This window comes from Amycolatopsis sp. FDAARGOS 1241 (assembly GCF_016889705.1).
Classification (GTDB): Bacteria; Actinomycetota; Actinomycetes; order Mycobacteriales; family Pseudonocardiaceae; genus Amycolatopsis.
The window spans coordinates 1,866,120-1,880,620 of the sequence record NZ_CP069526.1 but is presented as its reverse complement, the minus strand read 5'-3'; the positions used below and the strand labels follow the sequence as shown (position 1 = coordinate 1,880,620).

The window sequence follows — 14,501 nt, the reverse complement described above, 5'->3', positions numbered from 1 at the left end:
CACATGGCCACTCGATTCAGCATCCGGGGCGCACCAGGGCGCTCCGCCGCTGGCAGTCACCGACCGCAGCGCGGTGGACCGCCACGCACGTAGCCACCGTCAACAGCCGGGGCGCGCCAGAACACCCCGCCGCCAGCACAGCTGCCGACCGCATCGCGGTGGACCGCCACAATTTTGACCACCGGTTTCAGCGTCCGGGCGCGCCGGAACGCTCCGCCGCCGCGTGGTCACCGGCTGGAAGCCGGTGACCACGCGCGAGGAGCAACCGATACCAGCTTCCGGGGTGCGCCGGAGAGCGCTGTTGCTTGACCGCCAGCCGGCGCACAGTGACCGCCGGTCACGCCGAGCGCCAACGGACGTCCAGCTGCAAGGCGCTTTGCGTCGCCGGCCGCAAAGCATGCGACCGCCGGATTTCCGCAGACCGAAGCGGACACTCGCCGGTGAAGCGCGTCGCATCTAAGCGGCGGCGAACGTGAGTTGTGCGGCCCCAAAGCCGCAGCCGGTAGCCGGCGGGTGCGCGGTGGGCCGGTTGTGCCGTTCAATGGTCACCGACCGGGTTTCACGGGAGGGCACGTGCGCAGGACAGTCGACTGGGCCGACGGGGCCGTCGTGATCATCGATCAGGTGGCGCTGCCCCGGGAGTACCGGACGTGCACGCTGCGCACCGTCGACGAGCTCGTCGACGCCATCCGGCGGCTGGCGGTGCGGGGTGCGCCCGCGCTCGGGGCCGCGGGAGCGCTCGGCGTCGCGCTGGCGGCGTTCGCCGGGAGTGACGTGCCGGGTGCGGCCGAGAAGATCGCAGCCGCGCGGCCGACGGCCGTGAACCTGCGCTGGGGTGTCACGCGGGCGCTCGCCACGCTCGACGACGGCCCCGAAGCGGTGCTCGCGCTCGGCCGCGCCATGCTCGACGAGGACGAGCGGCTCAACCGCACCGCGTCGGGTCACGCGGCGCAAGTCGTGCTGCGCGAGTGCGCGCGTCGGCCCTTGAGGCTGCTGACGCACTGCAACACGGGCCACCTCGCGACGGTCGCGTGGGGCACCGCCCTCGGCGTCGTCTGGCACCTGCACGAGCGGGGCCTGGTCGAGTCCGTGCTGGTCGACGAAACGCGCCCGCTGCTGCAGGGTGCCCGGCTCACCGCCTGGGAGCTCGCCCAGGCCGGCGTGCCCCACCACGTGCAGGCCGACGGCGCCGCGGCCTTCGCGATGGCCCGCGGCCTCGTCGACTGCGTCCTCGTCGGCGCCGACCGCATCGCCGCCAACGGCGATGTGGCGAACAAGATCGGCACCTACGGCCTCGCGATCGCCGCCGCCCACCACGGTGTGCCGTTCGTGGTCGTCGCGCCCGAGTCCACTGTGGACACTAGCATCGCCACCGGCGCGGACATCGTGATCGAGGAACGCTCCGCCGCGGAACTCACCGAATTTCACGGCATCCCGACGGCCCCCGCCGGCAGCGACGTCTTCAACCCCGCCTTCGACGTCACCCCGGCTTCCCTCGTCACCGCGGTCGTCACCGAAAACGGCGTCCGCACCCCTCAGCCGACGCCGTAGACCGCCACGGTCCCCTTACCCGCCACGACGATCACGCCGGGCCCCAGCTCGCACCGCGCCGCCCGTATCCACGCCTCGCTTCGGTTCCGCCCCGCGCACCCGTCCCGCGCCCCAGCCTCGCTCGGCGGTGCTGCTGAGCACCGGCCCGTCGTCGCGTTGCTGGGCGAAGACGCGGTGGGCGCGTTGATCGCGGGTCTCGGTCCGGCGGAGCGGTACCGGCGCTGGCTCGCCGTGCTGCGCGGCGGCGTGGGCGTCGTCGTCGGCACGCGCGCGGCGATGTTCGCCCCGGTGGCCGATGCGGGCCTGTTCGTGGTCGGGACGACGGCGACGACCTGCACCTCGACCCGCACGCGCCCTACCCGCACGTGCGCGACGTGCTGATGGACCGCGCGCACGCCACGAAGTCGTCCTGCTCGTCGGCGGGTTCGGGCGGACAGCTGCTCGCACAGCGCCGCCGCCGGCTGCCCACCCGCGCCTGGACGAGCCGCGGGCCCGTCTCCACGCCTCGCTCCGGTTCCGCCCCGCGCACCCTCCCGCGCCCCGGCTTCGCTCTGCGTCCTGCACTCCGTCCTGCTGAGCGCCAGCCTCTCCGCGCGACGGCAATACCCACCCTCCCGGGCCCGCCCATGATTCATTCTACCGGCGCTCACCGACGAAACCCGCTGCTCAGCCCCGGTATCCACACCCGACCCGAGTTGTGGACAAGTCGAGCGGCCACCTCCGGCTCGCGGCGAGGCGCGAGGTCGGATTCGACCATCGGCCGAGGCCAATGCACCCAGAGCCACTCGATCCATTCACCGAAGCGAGCAACCGCAGCACCCGGCCCATAGGCCCGACCGTCCCGCGGCGATGGCTCCAGCGCAGTTCCCCGGTCACCCGGTCCAACCCGCGCACCGGCGTGTACCCGCGCCAACGCCCCGCCAGCACGACCCGGCGAGGCCACGACGTGCCCCGTCGTTCAGCCGACGTCGGTGCTCCACCGCACTTCTCCGCGACCACACCAAGCCGGACCGCCACCCGGGCAGCTGCGGCAGGGCGAACACGTCGGCTGCGTCGACGACCACCACGCGCGGCCACGCTTCCAGCGGGACGTCCCACCGCAGCGCGCCGATGGCCCCGGCGAGGCGGACGAGGCGGGGGGACCGCTCGTGCACCAGGACGTCACCGTCGGCGACCGCCAACCCGTCGGACCCGGGCCGTTGGTGCAACTCTCGTTCCCACTTCGGTTCGAACACCACTTTCAGTTCGAACACGGCCCCATCGGATCAGCCTGCGGCGCCGCACGGCAAAGCAGTTCCTCGATCCGCAAGCGACCGGTACAGCGCGACGTGCGCCTCGGCGGCCGCCGCCCATGTGTGGCGCCGTGCCAGGGCCAGGCCGGCCGCGCGGTCGTCCGGGCCGGCCGACAACGCGGCCGACAACGCGGCAGTCAACGCCGCGGCGAACGACGCCGGCGTGGACGCGAACCGGGCCACGCCGCCGAAGACCTCGCGCAACACCGGGAGATCCCGGGTCACCACGGGCACCCCGGCGGCCAGCGCCTCCATCGCCGCCAGCCCGAAGCCCTCCTTGGTGGAGGGAAACGCGAACACCGCGGCCGACCGCATCAGCGACGGCAACGCCTCGTGCGCGACTGGACCCAGCACCACCGGCGACAGACCCAGCTCGGCCGCCCGCGCGTCCCAGCGGGCTCGGTAGTCGCGGTAGTCGAAGAGCGTTTCACCGCCCGCGATCACCAGGCGTGGGGCCGGAGAAGGCAGCAACGCCATGGCTTCCAGCAGATCCAGGGAACCCTTGCGCGGCTCGATCCCACCCACCGCCAGGACGTAAGCGCCGAACCGCGCGCGCCAGTCTCCCGGCGGAGCCGAGGCGAACCTCGCGGCATCGACACCGTTCGGGATCACCGTCGCGGAAATCCCCCAGCCTGCCGAGAGTTCCGCCGCAACCGAAGCCGAAACGCAGACGTGCGCGTAGGGCCGGACCAGAGCCCGCTCGTGACACTCCGCCAGCTCGGGTGTCGAAAACGTGTCCAGGTGGTGCACCGTCCGCACGCAGCGGTCCACGGCGTTCGCCGAGATGCAGTCCTGCGCGTGGACGATGTCGAACGCGCCCGGCCGGAAAGCACCGCGCAGCACGGAAATCGACCGCAGGATCCGCTCCCCCACCGGCTCGCCCGGCACGTCCGGGAACGGCACCACCTCCGTGCGCACCCGCGGGTCCACCGGCCGGAAGAAACCGCTGTCGCCGCCGCGGCCGAGGGTCCACACCGTGACGTCCTCGCCCCGAGCGGCGAGCGCCTCGGCGAGCGCGAGGGTGTGCACGACGCCCCCGCGGGGTTTGGTCGAGTAGCTCAGCAACGCGATGCGCACGTCAGGCCTCCCGGTACGCGGCGGGTTTGCGTTCCCCCAGGTGGTGCAGCACCCGGCGCGCGTTGGCGACTTCGCGCGCCACGTCCACCTCCGCCACGGCCAGCCCCGCCTTCGACCAGGTGCGCGCGAGGATCTCGCCGCCCGGCCCGACGACCTTCGCCTGGCCCAGGAAGCGCATGCCACCCATCGCGCCGGTCTGGTTGGCCGACGCCAGCACGACCTGGTTCTCCGCCGCGCGGGCCTGGTCGTACAGGTCGAACAGCCGCGACTGCCGGTCCTGCGCCATCCGCGGCGCGCGGTTCGTGATGCTCGTCGGCCACGCCGAGAGGCACGCGATGATCTCGGCACCGTCGACCGCGAGCGAGCGCGCGGATTCGGGGAACGTCTTGTCGTAGTCGATCAGCATGCCCAGCCGGCCGACGGGCGTGTCGAAGGCGGCGAAGGACGCACCGGCGTCGTAGGCCGCGCGCTCGCCCGGCGGCTGGTGCACCTTGCGGTGGTGGCCCAGCACGCCGTCACCCGTCACGCACACCGCCGCGTTGTACCGGCGGGCACCGTCGGCCTCGCAGTAGCCCACGCACACGGTCATCTCGGCCGCGAGCGCCTGGATCGTCTTCAGCTCCGGGCAGCCCGGCTCGAGCGCGGGCGGCAGCGCGTCCGGGTCGGGGTGGCGCAGATCGGCGAGGTAGCCGCCGAGCGCCGCGTCGGGCAGCACCAGCAGGGCCGCGCCGCTCTGGCGGGCGTGGTCGACCAGCGTCGCGATGCGGCGGAGGTCGAAGTCGAGATCCCGCCCGAAGTGCGCGGCCACCGCGGCGATGCGCACCGGCCCCGTCACGCGTACGCGGCCGGACGCCGGTCGGCCAGGTGCGCCATCGACCGGCGCGCGGTCGCCAGCGCGTGCTCGACGTCGACCGAAGCGATCGCCAGCCCCTCGCCCACGCCAGTGTCGGCCAGCACCTCGCCGCCCGGGTCCACGATCTTGGCGCTCGCGACGAACCGCAGGTCCCCGAACCCGCCCGACTGGTTCGCCGACAGCCACACCACCTGGTTCTCCAGCGCGCGGGCGCGGTCGAACAGGTCGAAGCGGCGTTTCCAGCGGTCCTCGGCGAGGTCCGCGCTCGGGTTGGTCCGGCTGCCCGGCCAGGCCGACATGCACACGATGACCTGGGCGCCGTCGAGCGCGAGCGTCCGCGCGGACTCCGGGAAAGCCTTGTCGTAGCAGATCAGCATGCCCAGCCGGCCCACCGGCGTGTCGAACGCGGTGAACGACTCGCCGGCGCCGTAGCTCGCGTCCTCCGACAGCGGCTGGTGGACCTTGCGGTGGTGGCCCAGCACGCCGTCGCCGGTCACGCACACGGCCGAGTTGTAGCGCCGGTCGCCGTCGAGTTCGCAGTAGCCCGCGGTCAGCACGAGGTCGCCCGCGATCGCGGCCAGCCGCCGGATCTCCGGGCCCGCCGGGTCCAGCGCGGGTGGGCCTTCCGCATCGCCGTCGAGGTTCGCGAGGTACCCGCCGAGCGCCGCTTCCGGCAGCGCGAGCAGGGCGACACCTTCGGTTCGCGCTTCGGCGACCAGCTTCTCGATCCGCGCGAAGTCACCCTCGACGTCGCGATCGAACGGCGCCGCCACCGCGGCCATCCGCACCGTGCTCATGTCCTCTCCTCGGCTCTGCCCAGTCCTGTGACACCACCGGCGACCGCCGGCGTCAGCGCTCCGTCCGGCCACCTCAGCGCGACGCCGGCTCCCGCCACGAGCTCGCCGCACTCCGCCGTGACCGCCGCCCTCGCCGGAGCGGGCGCGCCCGCCGTCAGCACGGCGAAGCCCGGGAAGCACGTGAGCCAGTCGCCCACCGACGTTCCGGCCGGCCGTGGCACCCGGGCCACATCGAGCACCGCGCCGCAGCCCGAGGCCTCGGCGAGCATCCCGAGCGTGCCGGCGAGCCCGGCCATCGACACGTCCTTCGCGGCGGCCGGGCGGGCGCGGGCGACGGCGCCGAGCATATCCCGCAGCTCCGGGGTACGGCGGCCGCTCGTCGAATCCCACTGCCGGCCCGTGTAGCCGGGCCGCCAGCGTCCACTCAGGTCGGCGGTGAGCCAGACCCGTTGTCCCGCAACGCCTCCGCCGCCGGGCACCGGCTCGACGGTACGGCCGAGCGCGGTCACCGACAGCGAAGCGGCCACGCCGAACTGCGTGTGCCCGCCGAGCACCGGCACACCGTAGGCGGTGCTGGCCCTGCGCAGTCCGGCCAGCACCCGGGCCGCGAACGACGCGTCCCGCGCACCGAGCGCGTCGAGCAGCGCCACGGGTTCGGCACCCATCGCGGCCAGGTCGTTGAGGTTCACCAGCACTGAGCACCAGCCGGCCCACTCGGGGTCGCGCTCGACCATCGACGGCACGATCGCGTCACACGCCGCCACCAGGTCGCTGCCCGGCACGGGCACCCCGTCGTCGCCCAGGAACCCCGGCACACCCGTGATCCCGCGCAGCAGTGTCCCGAGTGGACGCTTGGTCGCTTCGGCCAGTTCGGCGATGCGCCCGATCGGCCAGCGCATCAGCACGTGGTCGGTGCCCGCGACCGCCACCGGCCGGACGCTGTGCCAGCCGAGGCGGGTGAACATCTTCTCGTTGCGGACCTGCACCGTCGCGTCGAAGCGCAGCGCGCCCTCGAGCTCGGCGCGCGCACACGCGGCGCGGACCAGCGCGCGGCCGACGCCGGGCGGGCTGCCCGGTGCGACCACCAGCCGGCCGCCGGTCCACCAACCGAGGTCCGGGCCGTCGTGCGTGGGCCCGAGGCGGACACCGCCGAGCACCCCGCCGTCGCCGGCACGGGCGACGAGCACCACCGTGCGCGGGTCGGTGTCGCGGTCGTCGAGGTCGTGGCGGTCGAACAGGCCTTGGCGCACCACGAACGTCTCGTGCCGCAGGGCGCGGTAGGCCGTCAGTCCACTGTGGCCGGCCGGTTCGATCCGGAACGGCGCAGGTGCCGCGGCGCTGCGCTCGTCGCCGAGCAACGCCAGGATGTCCTGGTCCACCTCAGCCTCCCGCCGCGCTCAGCACACTGCACGCCCCGCACGCCGCGCAGCCCGCGCCCTGGTCGGCGCCGGTCATACCCGCGGCCCGCAGCAGCTCGGCGACCCGCCCTGTCACGTCGCGGACCAGAGCCGCCGACGGAGCCACGGCGCCGTCACGGCGGGCCAGCGTGCCGAGCATCGGCCGCATCGGCACGACGAACGGATACACCCCCCGTTCGATCAACCGGCGCGCGCCCGCGACGAGCTCGTCCGGGTCTTCACCCAGGCCGATGAGCAGATACGTGGAGACGCGGTTGCGGCCGAACACGCGCACCGCTTCGTCCCACGCAGCCTCGTACTCGGCCATCGGCACGCTCGACTTGCCCGGCAGCCAGCGCCGCCGGATCTCGTCGTCGAGCGACTCCACGTGGATGCCGATCGAGGTCGTACCGGCTTCGTGCAGGTCAGTGAGCACACCGAGGTCACCGGGCGGCTCGATCTGCACCTGGATCGGCAGGCCGGGTACGGCGTCGAGCACCGCGCGCACGCAGCGCACGAGGTGGCGGGCACCGCGGTCCGGGCCCGCCGTGGTGCCGGTGGTGAGCACCAGCTGCCGCACGCCGTCGAGCCGCACCGCCGCTTCCGCGACCTCGGCGAGCTGCGCCGTGGTCTTGGCGGCGATGGTGGCGCCGGCGTGCAGCGATTCCTCGATCGTGCAGAACCGGCAGCGTTGGTCTTCGGCGTAGCGGATGCAGGTCTGCACGACCGTGCTGGCGAGCACGTCCTTCCCGTGCAGCAGCGCGATCTTGCGGTACGGTACACCGTCCGTTGTGGACAAGTCGTAGAACTTCGGGCGGGCGACCGGTTCCACGGAGAGGCCGAGGTCGAGCGGGCCGCGGAAGATCTTCCCGTTCCGCACGGAGTACGGGCTTTCGTCGTTCAGGGGCAGCGTGACGTTGGCACCGTCGACGACGAGGTGGCCGTCGTCGCTCGGTCCGGCGCCCTTGCTGCGCTGGACGGGTGCGGTCATCCGCACGCCGCGGACAGCGAGGTCCGCACGGGTGTCCAGACTGTCCTCAGTGGTGCCAACGCGCACGCGAGCCTCCTAGAACATGTAGGTGGAGTTGATGATCGCGCCCTTGCGCGCGTAGTGGATCAAGGCGTCCTGCACGTCGAGCGGGTGCGCGGGGATCACGCCTTCGATGAGGTCCTCTTCGCGGGCGCCGTGCAGCGACAGGCCGAAGCGGCAGCAGTAGACCTTGCCGCCCTCGGCGATGAACGTCTTGAGCTGGTCGTTGATGTTCAGCTCACCCGGGAACGCGGCGTTGCCGGTGGTGGGGAACCCGCGCGTGGCCAGGCAGTTGAGCGAGCCCGGGCCGTAGAAGTAGAGCGCCGTCTCGAACCCCTTCCGCAACGCGCGCGTCGCCTGCAGGATCGCCACGAAGCTCACCGACGACTCGTGCGCGATGCCGTGCACCAGGGTGAAGTAGGACTCACCGAGCTCCGCCTGGTAGTCGGGGAAGATCTTGGTGGAGCCGTAGAGGGTCGAACCCTGCGGCAACGACGGGTGCGGAATCTCGTCGAGGCTGGTCTTCTCGAGTTCGGTCAGCTCGGCCATCGGTCATTTCCCTTTCTTCGGTCCGTACAGCACCTCGAACGTGCTCCGGAAAACGTGGTCCGCCAGCTCGCCGTCGCCGACCGCGGCGCTCAGCTTCGCGAGCTCACCTTCGTGGTCGCCCCACGGTTCGTCCGAGGCGAAGAGCACGCGGTCGTGCCCGATCCCGCGCCGGGAGATCTCCTCGGCGAGCCAGCGGGGGGTGAAGCCGATCGCCCACGACAGGTCGGTGTAGACCTGCTTGCCCGCGGCGATCCAGTCGAAGAAGCGGCCGCCGGCGAGCTTGAGGTGCCCGCTCATGCCACCGCCGAAGTGCACGAGGTGCACCTTCACGTCGTCGGCGTAGGTGCCCACGAGCTTGCCGACTTCGTCCACATCGGACGCGGCGCCGGGCGAGGTGTGCACGTGGACGACGAGGTCGAGCTCCCGCGCGGTGGCGAAGATCCGGTCGAGCTGCGGAGTACATGCCGGATCGCTCGCGCGGCCGCCGAGGAGGAAGCTGAGCTTGAGCGCCCGCACGCCCGGTTCGCCGGCGAGCTTGAGCGCGGCTTCGGTGCGGGTGGCGTCCTCGGCTCGCGGCGACACCCACAGCGCGGCCGCGATCCGGTCGTCCTTGCCGGCGGCTTCGACGCAGAGTTCGTTGAAGGAGAAAGCGATCGCCGGATCGGGCACGCCGTAGTTCGGGAGCACGAGGGCGCGTTCGGTGCCTTCACGGTCCAGATCGGACAGCAGCTCGGCGATCGTGGCGCGCGAGCCGATCGCGGGCGCGATGGGCGGGCCGCCGTAGAACGGGTGCGCGGGCAGCACCCCGAGGTGGCGGTGGGCGTCGGCGAGCCAGCGCATCAGGCCACCGTCCTCGGCGCGATCCAGTCGTCGTCCGGCGCGGTGTTCACGGGCGTACCGGAGATCCAGCGGACGTCCGCCGCGCGTTCCCCGGCGAGGACGCACTGCGTGAGGTACTCGGCGTCGGCGCCGACGCCGCAGAACCGGCCGGAGCCCCACGTGTGCTGCCACGGCAGGCCGAGGAAGAACAGGCCGGGGCAGCTCGTGACGCCGCGGCGGTGCGTCGGGTAGCCCTTGCCGTCGAACACCGGGACGTCGATCCAGCGGTGGTCGCGGCCGAAGCCGGTGCTCCACACGACGGCGGAGATCGTCGTGTGATCGAGCGTCCCGGCTTCGTCGGCCGGGTGCCACACGGGCACGTAGCGCGCTTCCTTCGGCGCTGCGATGCCGCGCGCGGTGATGTGGGCGTCGATCGAGTCCTTGATGCCCTCGGACACGGCGTCGGCCGCGTCGAGGTTGCGGCGCAGGTCGTCGGCGAAGACCAGCTGTCCGTTGTGGACACCGGTGAGCCGGCCGTGCAGGCGCATGCCTTCGCGGGCGAAGGCGCGCAGGTCGATGTCGTGGCCACCGTCGCGACCGGTGACGTAGTGGTTGGCGCGGAACCGGACGGCGTCGGCGTCGGCGAATTCGTCGATTCCCCTTGCGTAGTAACCCATGTCCTCGAGCCACGCCACGACATCGCGCCCGCGGTAGCGCCGCGCGACCCTCGGCGCCGACCCGACCGCCAGGTGCACGCGCCGCCCGGCCAGGTGCAGGTCCTCGGCGATCTGGCAGCCCGACTGGCCGGTGCCGACCACGAGTACCTCCCCGTCCGGCAGCTGCCGCGGGTTGCGGTATTCGGAGCTGTGCAGCTGCACGACGTGCTCGGGCAGCTTCTCCGCCAGCCGCGGCTTGAGGGGAACCTGGTACGGCCCGGTCGCGACGACGACGTGGTCCGCGGTGAGCTCACCGTGCGTGGTGGCCAGCCGGAACCCGCCGCCGGGCAGCTGCCGCAGCCGCGTCGCCGCGACGCCCTCGACGAGCGGGACGTCGAAGGAGTTCTTGTACTGCTGCAGGTACTCGACGATCTCGTCGCGCACCATGAAGCCGTCCGGGTCATCGCCCGGGTAGGGGAAACCGGGCAGCCGGCACTGCCAATTGGGGGTCACGAGGCAGAAGCTGTCCCAGCGCCGCGCCGACCACTCGTGCCCGGCGCGCTCGCGCTCGAGCACCACGTGCTCGACCCCGGCACCCGCCAGGCAGCGCGACATCGACAACCCGGCCTGCCCGCCCCCGACCACGATCACCGGCCGATGCCGGCCGTCGAGCTGGAGATCCATGCCGCACAGTGCACCGGGTTCCCGAGTCCGGGTGATGTCGTCCGGAACACCGCTGTGTTACCAGAACTGCGCAGGGTTACGGTTCACCACGCTCCGCGTTAACACGATCTTCGGCCGGCGGCGCACCAAAAGGGCCCCTCCACCGCCGGTGAAGAGGCCCTTCTCCAGGCACGGGGAACTACGGACGCGGTCCCACGACCTCCGCGCCGTCGGTCACCGTGATCGCCATCGCCGGACAGGAATCGGCGGCGTCGAGGACGGTTTCATCGGGCTCGGTGGTGTCGGTGAGGGGGCGGGCGACGGCGCCGTCCAGTTCGAAGAGCTCGGGCATGAGCGAGGCGCACATGCCCGAGCCGATGCAGGTGTGCTCGTCGATCTCCACTTTCCAGGTCATGCTCACCAGCCGATCGGCATCGAACGCGGTCCGCGGACCAGCATTTGCGTTTTCCACACGATATCGCCCGTCAGGTGCAGCTCCGGCAGTTCCCGCGTGAGCGCCTTGAGCGCCTCCTGCAGCTCCAGCCGGGCGAGCGGCGCGCCGAGGCAGTGGTGCACGCCGTGGCCGAAGCCGAGGTGGTGGGTGTCCTCGCGGTCGAAGGTGATCGTCTCGGGGTCGCGGAACTGCAGGCGGTCGCGGTTGGCCGCGCCGATCGCGACGAGCACCGGCTCGCCCTCGCGCACGAGCACGTCGCCGACCTGGACGTCTTCGGTGGCGTAACGCGCGAACCCGGCGCCGGCGCCCAGCGGCACGAAGCGCAGCAGCTCCTCGACCGCGGCCGGGATCAGCGACGGGTCGTCGACGAGGCGCTGCCACTGCCCGGGCTGGTCGAGCAGCGCGTAGACGAAGTTGGGGATCTGGCTGGCCGTGGTCTCGTGCCCGGCGATCAGGATGCCGACGCACAGGTCCACCAGCTCGAGCTCGGTGAGCCGGTCCTTCACGTCGCGGGCCTCGATGAGCGCGGTCATCAGGTCGTCCTGCGGCTGCTCGCGGTGCTGCGCGATCAGCCCGGCCATGTACTCGCGCAGTTCGGCGCGGTTGCGCTCGAATTCCTCGGCCGTCAACCCGCTCGTGGTCAGTGCCGCGTCGCTCCACACCCGGAACTTCGGGCGGTCCTCGGTCGGCACGCCGAGCAGCTCGCAGATCACCGCGACGGGGATCGGCAACGCGTACAGGTCGACTAAGTCGGCCGGCTGCCCGGCGGCCTTCATGTCCTCGATCAGGCCGGTGGCGAGCTCCGCGACGCGCGGGCGCAGCGTTTCGACGCGCCGCACGGTGAACGCCTTCGCGACCAGCGTGCGCAGCCGCGTGTGGTCGGGCGGGTCCATGGTCAGGATGCCGCCTGAACGCCGGTGTGCGGACATCCTCGGCTCGTCCTTCTGCTCCGACATGGCCCGGGAGAACCGCCGGTCCCCCAGCACGAACCGGGCGTCGGCGAACCGCGTCGCGAGCCAGGCCGGCTCACCGTGCGACATCTGCACGCGGATCATGCCCGCCGCCTCGCGGGCAGCGGCATACGCCTCGTTGAGCGCGAGCCCCGCGTCCTCGTTGAACGGGTAGGCGAGGGGCTCGGACTGCGTGGTGGTCATGCGGAGAACTCCCAATCTCGCGGAAAGTCCGCGTTGTAAGCGCTTGCTTACAACTCACCGTATCGGGTTGCTCCCGCTTTGTCAGCAACCCGGGCGCGCGAGATCAACAAGTCTTCGCGTAGCCGTATGACGTCACATTGACGGCCGTCAGACAGAAGCCACATCCTTGATCGGCAGACAGCGGAAAGGGGCCACGCCGTGAGCGACCACACGCCACCCGGCGTCACCGAGACGACGTTCTCCCGGACGACCGCCGACGACACCGACTACGTGCTGCTCCAGCGCACGATCGCCCTGGGCGCCGGCACCGCGTGGCACACGCACCCCGGCCCGATCTGCTCCGTCGTCCACAGCGGCGCCCTCACCCACGACCTGGCCGACTGCGAGCACACGGAGGTCTTCGGGCCGGGCGAAACCTTCATCGACCACGTGGACGAAGTCCACTTGGGACGCAACCTCGGCACCGAGCCGGCGGTGACCATCGGACTCGCGGTCCTGCCGCACGGCGCACCGCTCGGCGCCCCCGCCGCCGACCCGGGGTGCGGCTACCGCTGACCCTGCCCGGGCGCGTGCGTGTGGCCGCCGAGGAAGTTCCCCGTGCCCGGGTCGAGGTGCCCGCGCAGCACGGTGTCGTGCACGCTCGGCGCGACGGTCTCGGCGGGCGCCGGTTCCGACGCCCACGCGGCGAGGCTCTCGCCGCTTTCGCGGACCTCGTCGAGAAAGTCCCGCACGGGCAGGTAGGTGGGTGGGAAGAACGCCGGTGTCCCGGCCTTGGGCACCACGATCACGCTCGGGATGCACATCTTCTCGCGGTCGCCGTGGTCCAGGAAGGCGATGCTGTTGAACGGCACGATCCACGCCAGTTCGTGCTCGCCGACGAGGTCCTCGCGCAGCCGTACCGGCCCAGCGGCGGGGTGCACCAGACCCGGGCCGGGCGAGTCGCCGAGAAAACGCGTCGCGCCCGCGAGAGCTTCTTGTCGTTCCATGGGGTTCCGTCCGTCAGTCGTTGGTGAGCTGCTGGTTCCAGGTCAGCCAGTCCCGGTACTCCTGCGGCACGTCGTCTGCCGCGCCACCGCCCGCGGGTACCGGTGCGGCCGGCGGTGGCGGCGGGTGGACCGGCGCCGGTGCCGGCGCCGCACCGCCGGGCCGTTCAGCGAGATGCCCCCGGCCTGCCGGCCGGGCGGGTCGTAGCGGAAGTACTCGAGGTTGCGCGGGTTGTCGTCCAGCTTGCCCAGCTTCCCGAACTGGCCGTCGACGAACGCGACCCCGTCACCGTCCTTGATGACGTTCATGACGTGGCTCGACCCGTCGTCGCGGTGCACGATCACGAACCCCTTGCTGTTCGGGTACGCGTCGGCCCGCTTGATGACCTCGTCCCAGGTGTCGAGCTGGTCCGGCTGCCCGCTGTTCGGGTTCTTCTGCCGCAGCGGGTGGTTCCGATCGGGGTAGGTGCCGATCTCGTCGCCCTTGCGGAGCACTTCCGCCTTGTGGACGTTGCTGCTCCACGCTGTGTCCATGCCCACAAGAGGTGCCGGTTCTTACCGGATCGAGTGCACGGTCCGCCCGTGACGGAACGCAGTTCCGCCCGCACGGCGCGTGCTGCGGTTAACCTCGGTCGCCATGACCGCACAATCGCAGGCCCGCAGGCGCGACGCCGCGGCGACGAAGGTGGCGCTGCTCGACGCGGCCGAGGAACTCTTCGCCGAGCGCGGGTTCGACCGCACGACCGTGCGGGACATCGCGAGCCGGGCGGGCGCGAACCAGGCGCTGCTGTTCCGGTACTTCGGCAGCAAGGAGGCGTTGTTCGAGGCGGTGATGGCGCGCGGCGGCTTCGCGCAGCTGGAGGCGACCCCACCGGAGCGGCTGTTCGGCGAGACGCTGCGGAACCTGCTCGAAGACTCCTCCGAGCGCCGCGACCGCTCCCTCGAGACGTACCTGCGCTCCACCGGCAGCGACGGGGCCGGTGCCGCGCTGCGCGAACAGCTCGGACAGGAGTACGGCCGCGTCCTCGCGTCGCTGACCGACGAGCCGGACGCCGCCCTGCGTGCCGATCTCGCGTTGGCCTGGCTGCTGGGCATCGGCCTCGTCCGCGCCGTGACCCGCAAGGAACCGCTGGCGAGCGCGTCGGCCGAGGACGTCGTCCGCCTCACGGAACCGGCGGTGCGGACGTTGCTGGAACGCAGCGAATAGCCGGGCCGGCCGACGTCGT

At 72.1% G+C, this 14,501-nt stretch carries 16 protein-coding genes and 1 pseudogene; 4 read left to right on the top strand and 13 right to left on the bottom strand.

From position 1 onward, the window contains the following. Positions 1-573: 573 nt before the first annotated feature. Both mtnA and I6J71_RS09375 read left to right on the top strand, forming a co-directional pair. On the top strand, positions 574-1,551 hold the full coding sequence (gene mtnA / locus I6J71_RS09380) for an S-methyl-5-thioribose-1-phosphate isomerase (RefSeq protein WP_204094362.1): 978 nt from the start codon (positions 574-576) through the stop codon (positions 1,549-1,551). 153 nt (positions 1,552-1,704) lie between these two features. After that, positions 1,705-1,990 (top strand): annotated as a pseudogene (locus tag I6J71_RS09375) (primosome assembly protein PriA); the annotation flags it as partial. 433 nt (positions 1,991-2,423) lie between these two features. Here I6J71_RS09375 and I6J71_RS09370 read toward each other — a convergent pair. From I6J71_RS09370 to I6J71_RS09320, 11 genes are all read right to left on the bottom strand, one after another. Then, positions 2,424-2,804, bottom strand: coding sequence for a hypothetical protein (locus tag I6J71_RS09370; RefSeq protein WP_204094361.1), 381 nt, complete (start codon positions 2,802-2,804; stop codon positions 2,424-2,426). Positions 2,805-2,816: 12 nt separating this feature from the next. Further along, a complete protein-coding gene (locus tag I6J71_RS09365; RefSeq protein ID WP_204094360.1) occupies positions 2,817-3,920 on the bottom strand; it encodes an MSMEG_0565 family glycosyltransferase in 1,104 nt (367 codons plus the stop codon). A gap of 1 nt (position 3,921) precedes the next feature. Continuing rightward, positions 3,922-4,755 carry a carbon-nitrogen hydrolase family protein gene (locus I6J71_RS09360; protein ID WP_239154576.1) on the bottom strand — a complete coding sequence of 278 codons (834 nt, stop codon included), beginning with the start codon at positions 4,753-4,755 and terminating at the stop codon, positions 3,922-3,924. Then, a complete protein-coding gene (locus tag I6J71_RS09355) occupies positions 4,752-5,570 on the bottom strand; it encodes a carbon-nitrogen hydrolase family protein (RefSeq protein WP_204094359.1) in 819 nt (272 codons plus the stop codon). Before I6J71_RS09355 ends, I6J71_RS09360 begins: the two co-directional genes overlap by 4 nt. Then, positions 5,567-6,949, bottom strand: a complete 1,383-nt coding sequence (locus tag I6J71_RS09350; RefSeq protein WP_204094358.1) for an MSMEG_0567/sll0787 family protein — start codon at positions 6,947-6,949, stop codon at positions 5,567-5,569. The genes I6J71_RS09355 and I6J71_RS09350 overlap by 4 nt, the downstream gene beginning before the upstream one ends. Position 6,950: 1 nt before the next feature. After that, positions 6,951-8,024 carry an MSMEG_0568 family radical SAM protein gene (locus I6J71_RS09345; RefSeq protein ID WP_204094357.1) on the bottom strand — a complete coding sequence of 358 codons (1,074 nt, stop codon included), beginning with the start codon at positions 8,022-8,024 and terminating at the stop codon, positions 6,951-6,953. A gap of 9 nt (positions 8,025-8,033) precedes the next feature. Beyond that, positions 8,034-8,546 (bottom strand): MSMEG_0572/Sll0783 family nitrogen starvation response protein, encoded by a 513-nt coding sequence (locus tag I6J71_RS09340; RefSeq protein ID WP_204094356.1) that lies wholly within the window; start codon positions 8,544-8,546, stop codon positions 8,034-8,036. 3 nt (positions 8,547-8,549) lie between these two features. Continuing rightward, complete coding sequence (locus tag I6J71_RS09335; RefSeq protein ID WP_204094355.1) at positions 8,550-9,386, bottom strand: amidohydrolase family protein; 837 nt, start codon at positions 9,384-9,386, stop codon at positions 8,550-8,552. Beyond that, positions 9,386-10,705: an MSMEG_0569 family flavin-dependent oxidoreductase gene (locus I6J71_RS09330; RefSeq protein ID WP_204094354.1), complete on the bottom strand. Its 1,320-nt coding sequence runs from the start codon at positions 10,703-10,705 to the stop codon at positions 9,386-9,388. The genes I6J71_RS09335 and I6J71_RS09330 overlap by 1 nt, the downstream gene beginning before the upstream one ends. 178 nt (positions 10,706-10,883) lie before the next feature. Next, positions 10,884-11,099 (bottom strand): ferredoxin, encoded by a 216-nt coding sequence (locus I6J71_RS09325; protein WP_204094353.1) that lies wholly within the window; start codon positions 11,097-11,099, stop codon positions 10,884-10,886. A gap of 2 nt (positions 11,100-11,101) precedes the next feature. Next, positions 11,102-12,292, bottom strand: coding sequence for a cytochrome P450 (locus I6J71_RS09320; protein ID WP_204094352.1), 1,191 nt, complete (start codon positions 12,290-12,292; stop codon positions 11,102-11,104). A 198-nt stretch (positions 12,293-12,490) separates the two neighbouring features. Between I6J71_RS09320 and I6J71_RS09315 the strand changes: the two genes are divergently transcribed. Beyond that, positions 12,491-12,847: a cupin gene (locus I6J71_RS09315; RefSeq protein WP_204094351.1), complete on the top strand. Its 357-nt coding sequence runs from the start codon at positions 12,491-12,493 to the stop codon at positions 12,845-12,847. Here I6J71_RS09315 and I6J71_RS09310 read toward each other — a convergent pair. Both I6J71_RS09310 and I6J71_RS09305 read right to left on the bottom strand, forming a co-directional pair. Beyond that, positions 12,838-13,278, bottom strand: coding sequence for a YrhB domain-containing protein (locus tag I6J71_RS09310; protein ID WP_204094350.1), 441 nt, complete (start codon positions 13,276-13,278; stop codon positions 12,838-12,840). The two genes, I6J71_RS09315 and I6J71_RS09310, sit on opposite strands and share 10 nt — an antisense overlap. A gap of 42 nt (positions 13,279-13,320) precedes the next feature. Further along, positions 13,321-13,809, bottom strand: a complete 489-nt coding sequence (locus I6J71_RS09305) for a toxin glutamine deamidase domain-containing protein (protein WP_204094349.1) — start codon at positions 13,807-13,809, stop codon at positions 13,321-13,323. Positions 13,810-13,912: 103 nt separating this feature from the next. On the opposite strand from I6J71_RS09305, the gene I6J71_RS09300 reads away from it, so the two are divergent. Then, on the top strand, positions 13,913-14,482 hold the full coding sequence (locus I6J71_RS09300; protein ID WP_204094348.1) for a TetR/AcrR family transcriptional regulator: 570 nt from the start codon (positions 13,913-13,915) through the stop codon (positions 14,480-14,482). The last annotated feature ends 19 nt before the right edge of the window (positions 14,483-14,501 follow it).

What these genes read in the sequence shown, in the direction of transcription:
- I6J71_RS09355 (WP_204094359.1), bottom strand. Translation starts at nt 5,570, where the DNA reads ATGAGCACGGTGCGGATGGCCGCGGTGGCGGCGCCGTTCGATCGCGAC.
- I6J71_RS09340 (WP_204094356.1), bottom strand. Translation starts at nt 8,546, where the DNA reads ATGGCCGAGCTGACCGAACTCGAGAAGACCAGCCTCGACGAGATTCCG.
- I6J71_RS09335 (WP_204094355.1), bottom strand. Translation starts at nt 9,386, where the DNA reads ATGCGCTGGCTCGCCGACGCCCACCGCCACCTCGGGGTGCTGCCCGCG.
- I6J71_RS09330 (WP_204094354.1), bottom strand. Translation starts at nt 10,705, where the DNA reads ATGGATCTCCAGCTCGACGGCCGGCATCGGCCGGTGATCGTGGTCGGG.
- I6J71_RS09325 (WP_204094353.1), bottom strand. Translation starts at nt 11,099, where the DNA reads ATGACCTGGAAAGTGGAGATCGACGAGCACACCTGCATCGGCTCGGGC.
- I6J71_RS09320 (WP_204094352.1), bottom strand. Translation starts at nt 12,292, where the DNA reads ATGACCACCACGCAGTCCGAGCCCCTCGCCTACCCGTTCAACGAGGAC.
- I6J71_RS09310 (WP_204094350.1), bottom strand. Translation starts at nt 13,278, where the DNA reads ATGGAACGACAAGAAGCTCTCGCGGGCGCGACGCGTTTTCTCGGCGAC.
- I6J71_RS09305 (WP_204094349.1), bottom strand. Translation starts at nt 13,809, where the DNA reads ATGGACACAGCGTGGAGCAGCAACGTCCACAAGGCGGAAGTGCTCCGC.
- I6J71_RS09300 (WP_204094348.1), top strand. Translation starts at nt 13,913, where the DNA reads ATGACCGCACAATCGCAGGCCCGCAGGCGCGACGCCGCGGCGACGAAG.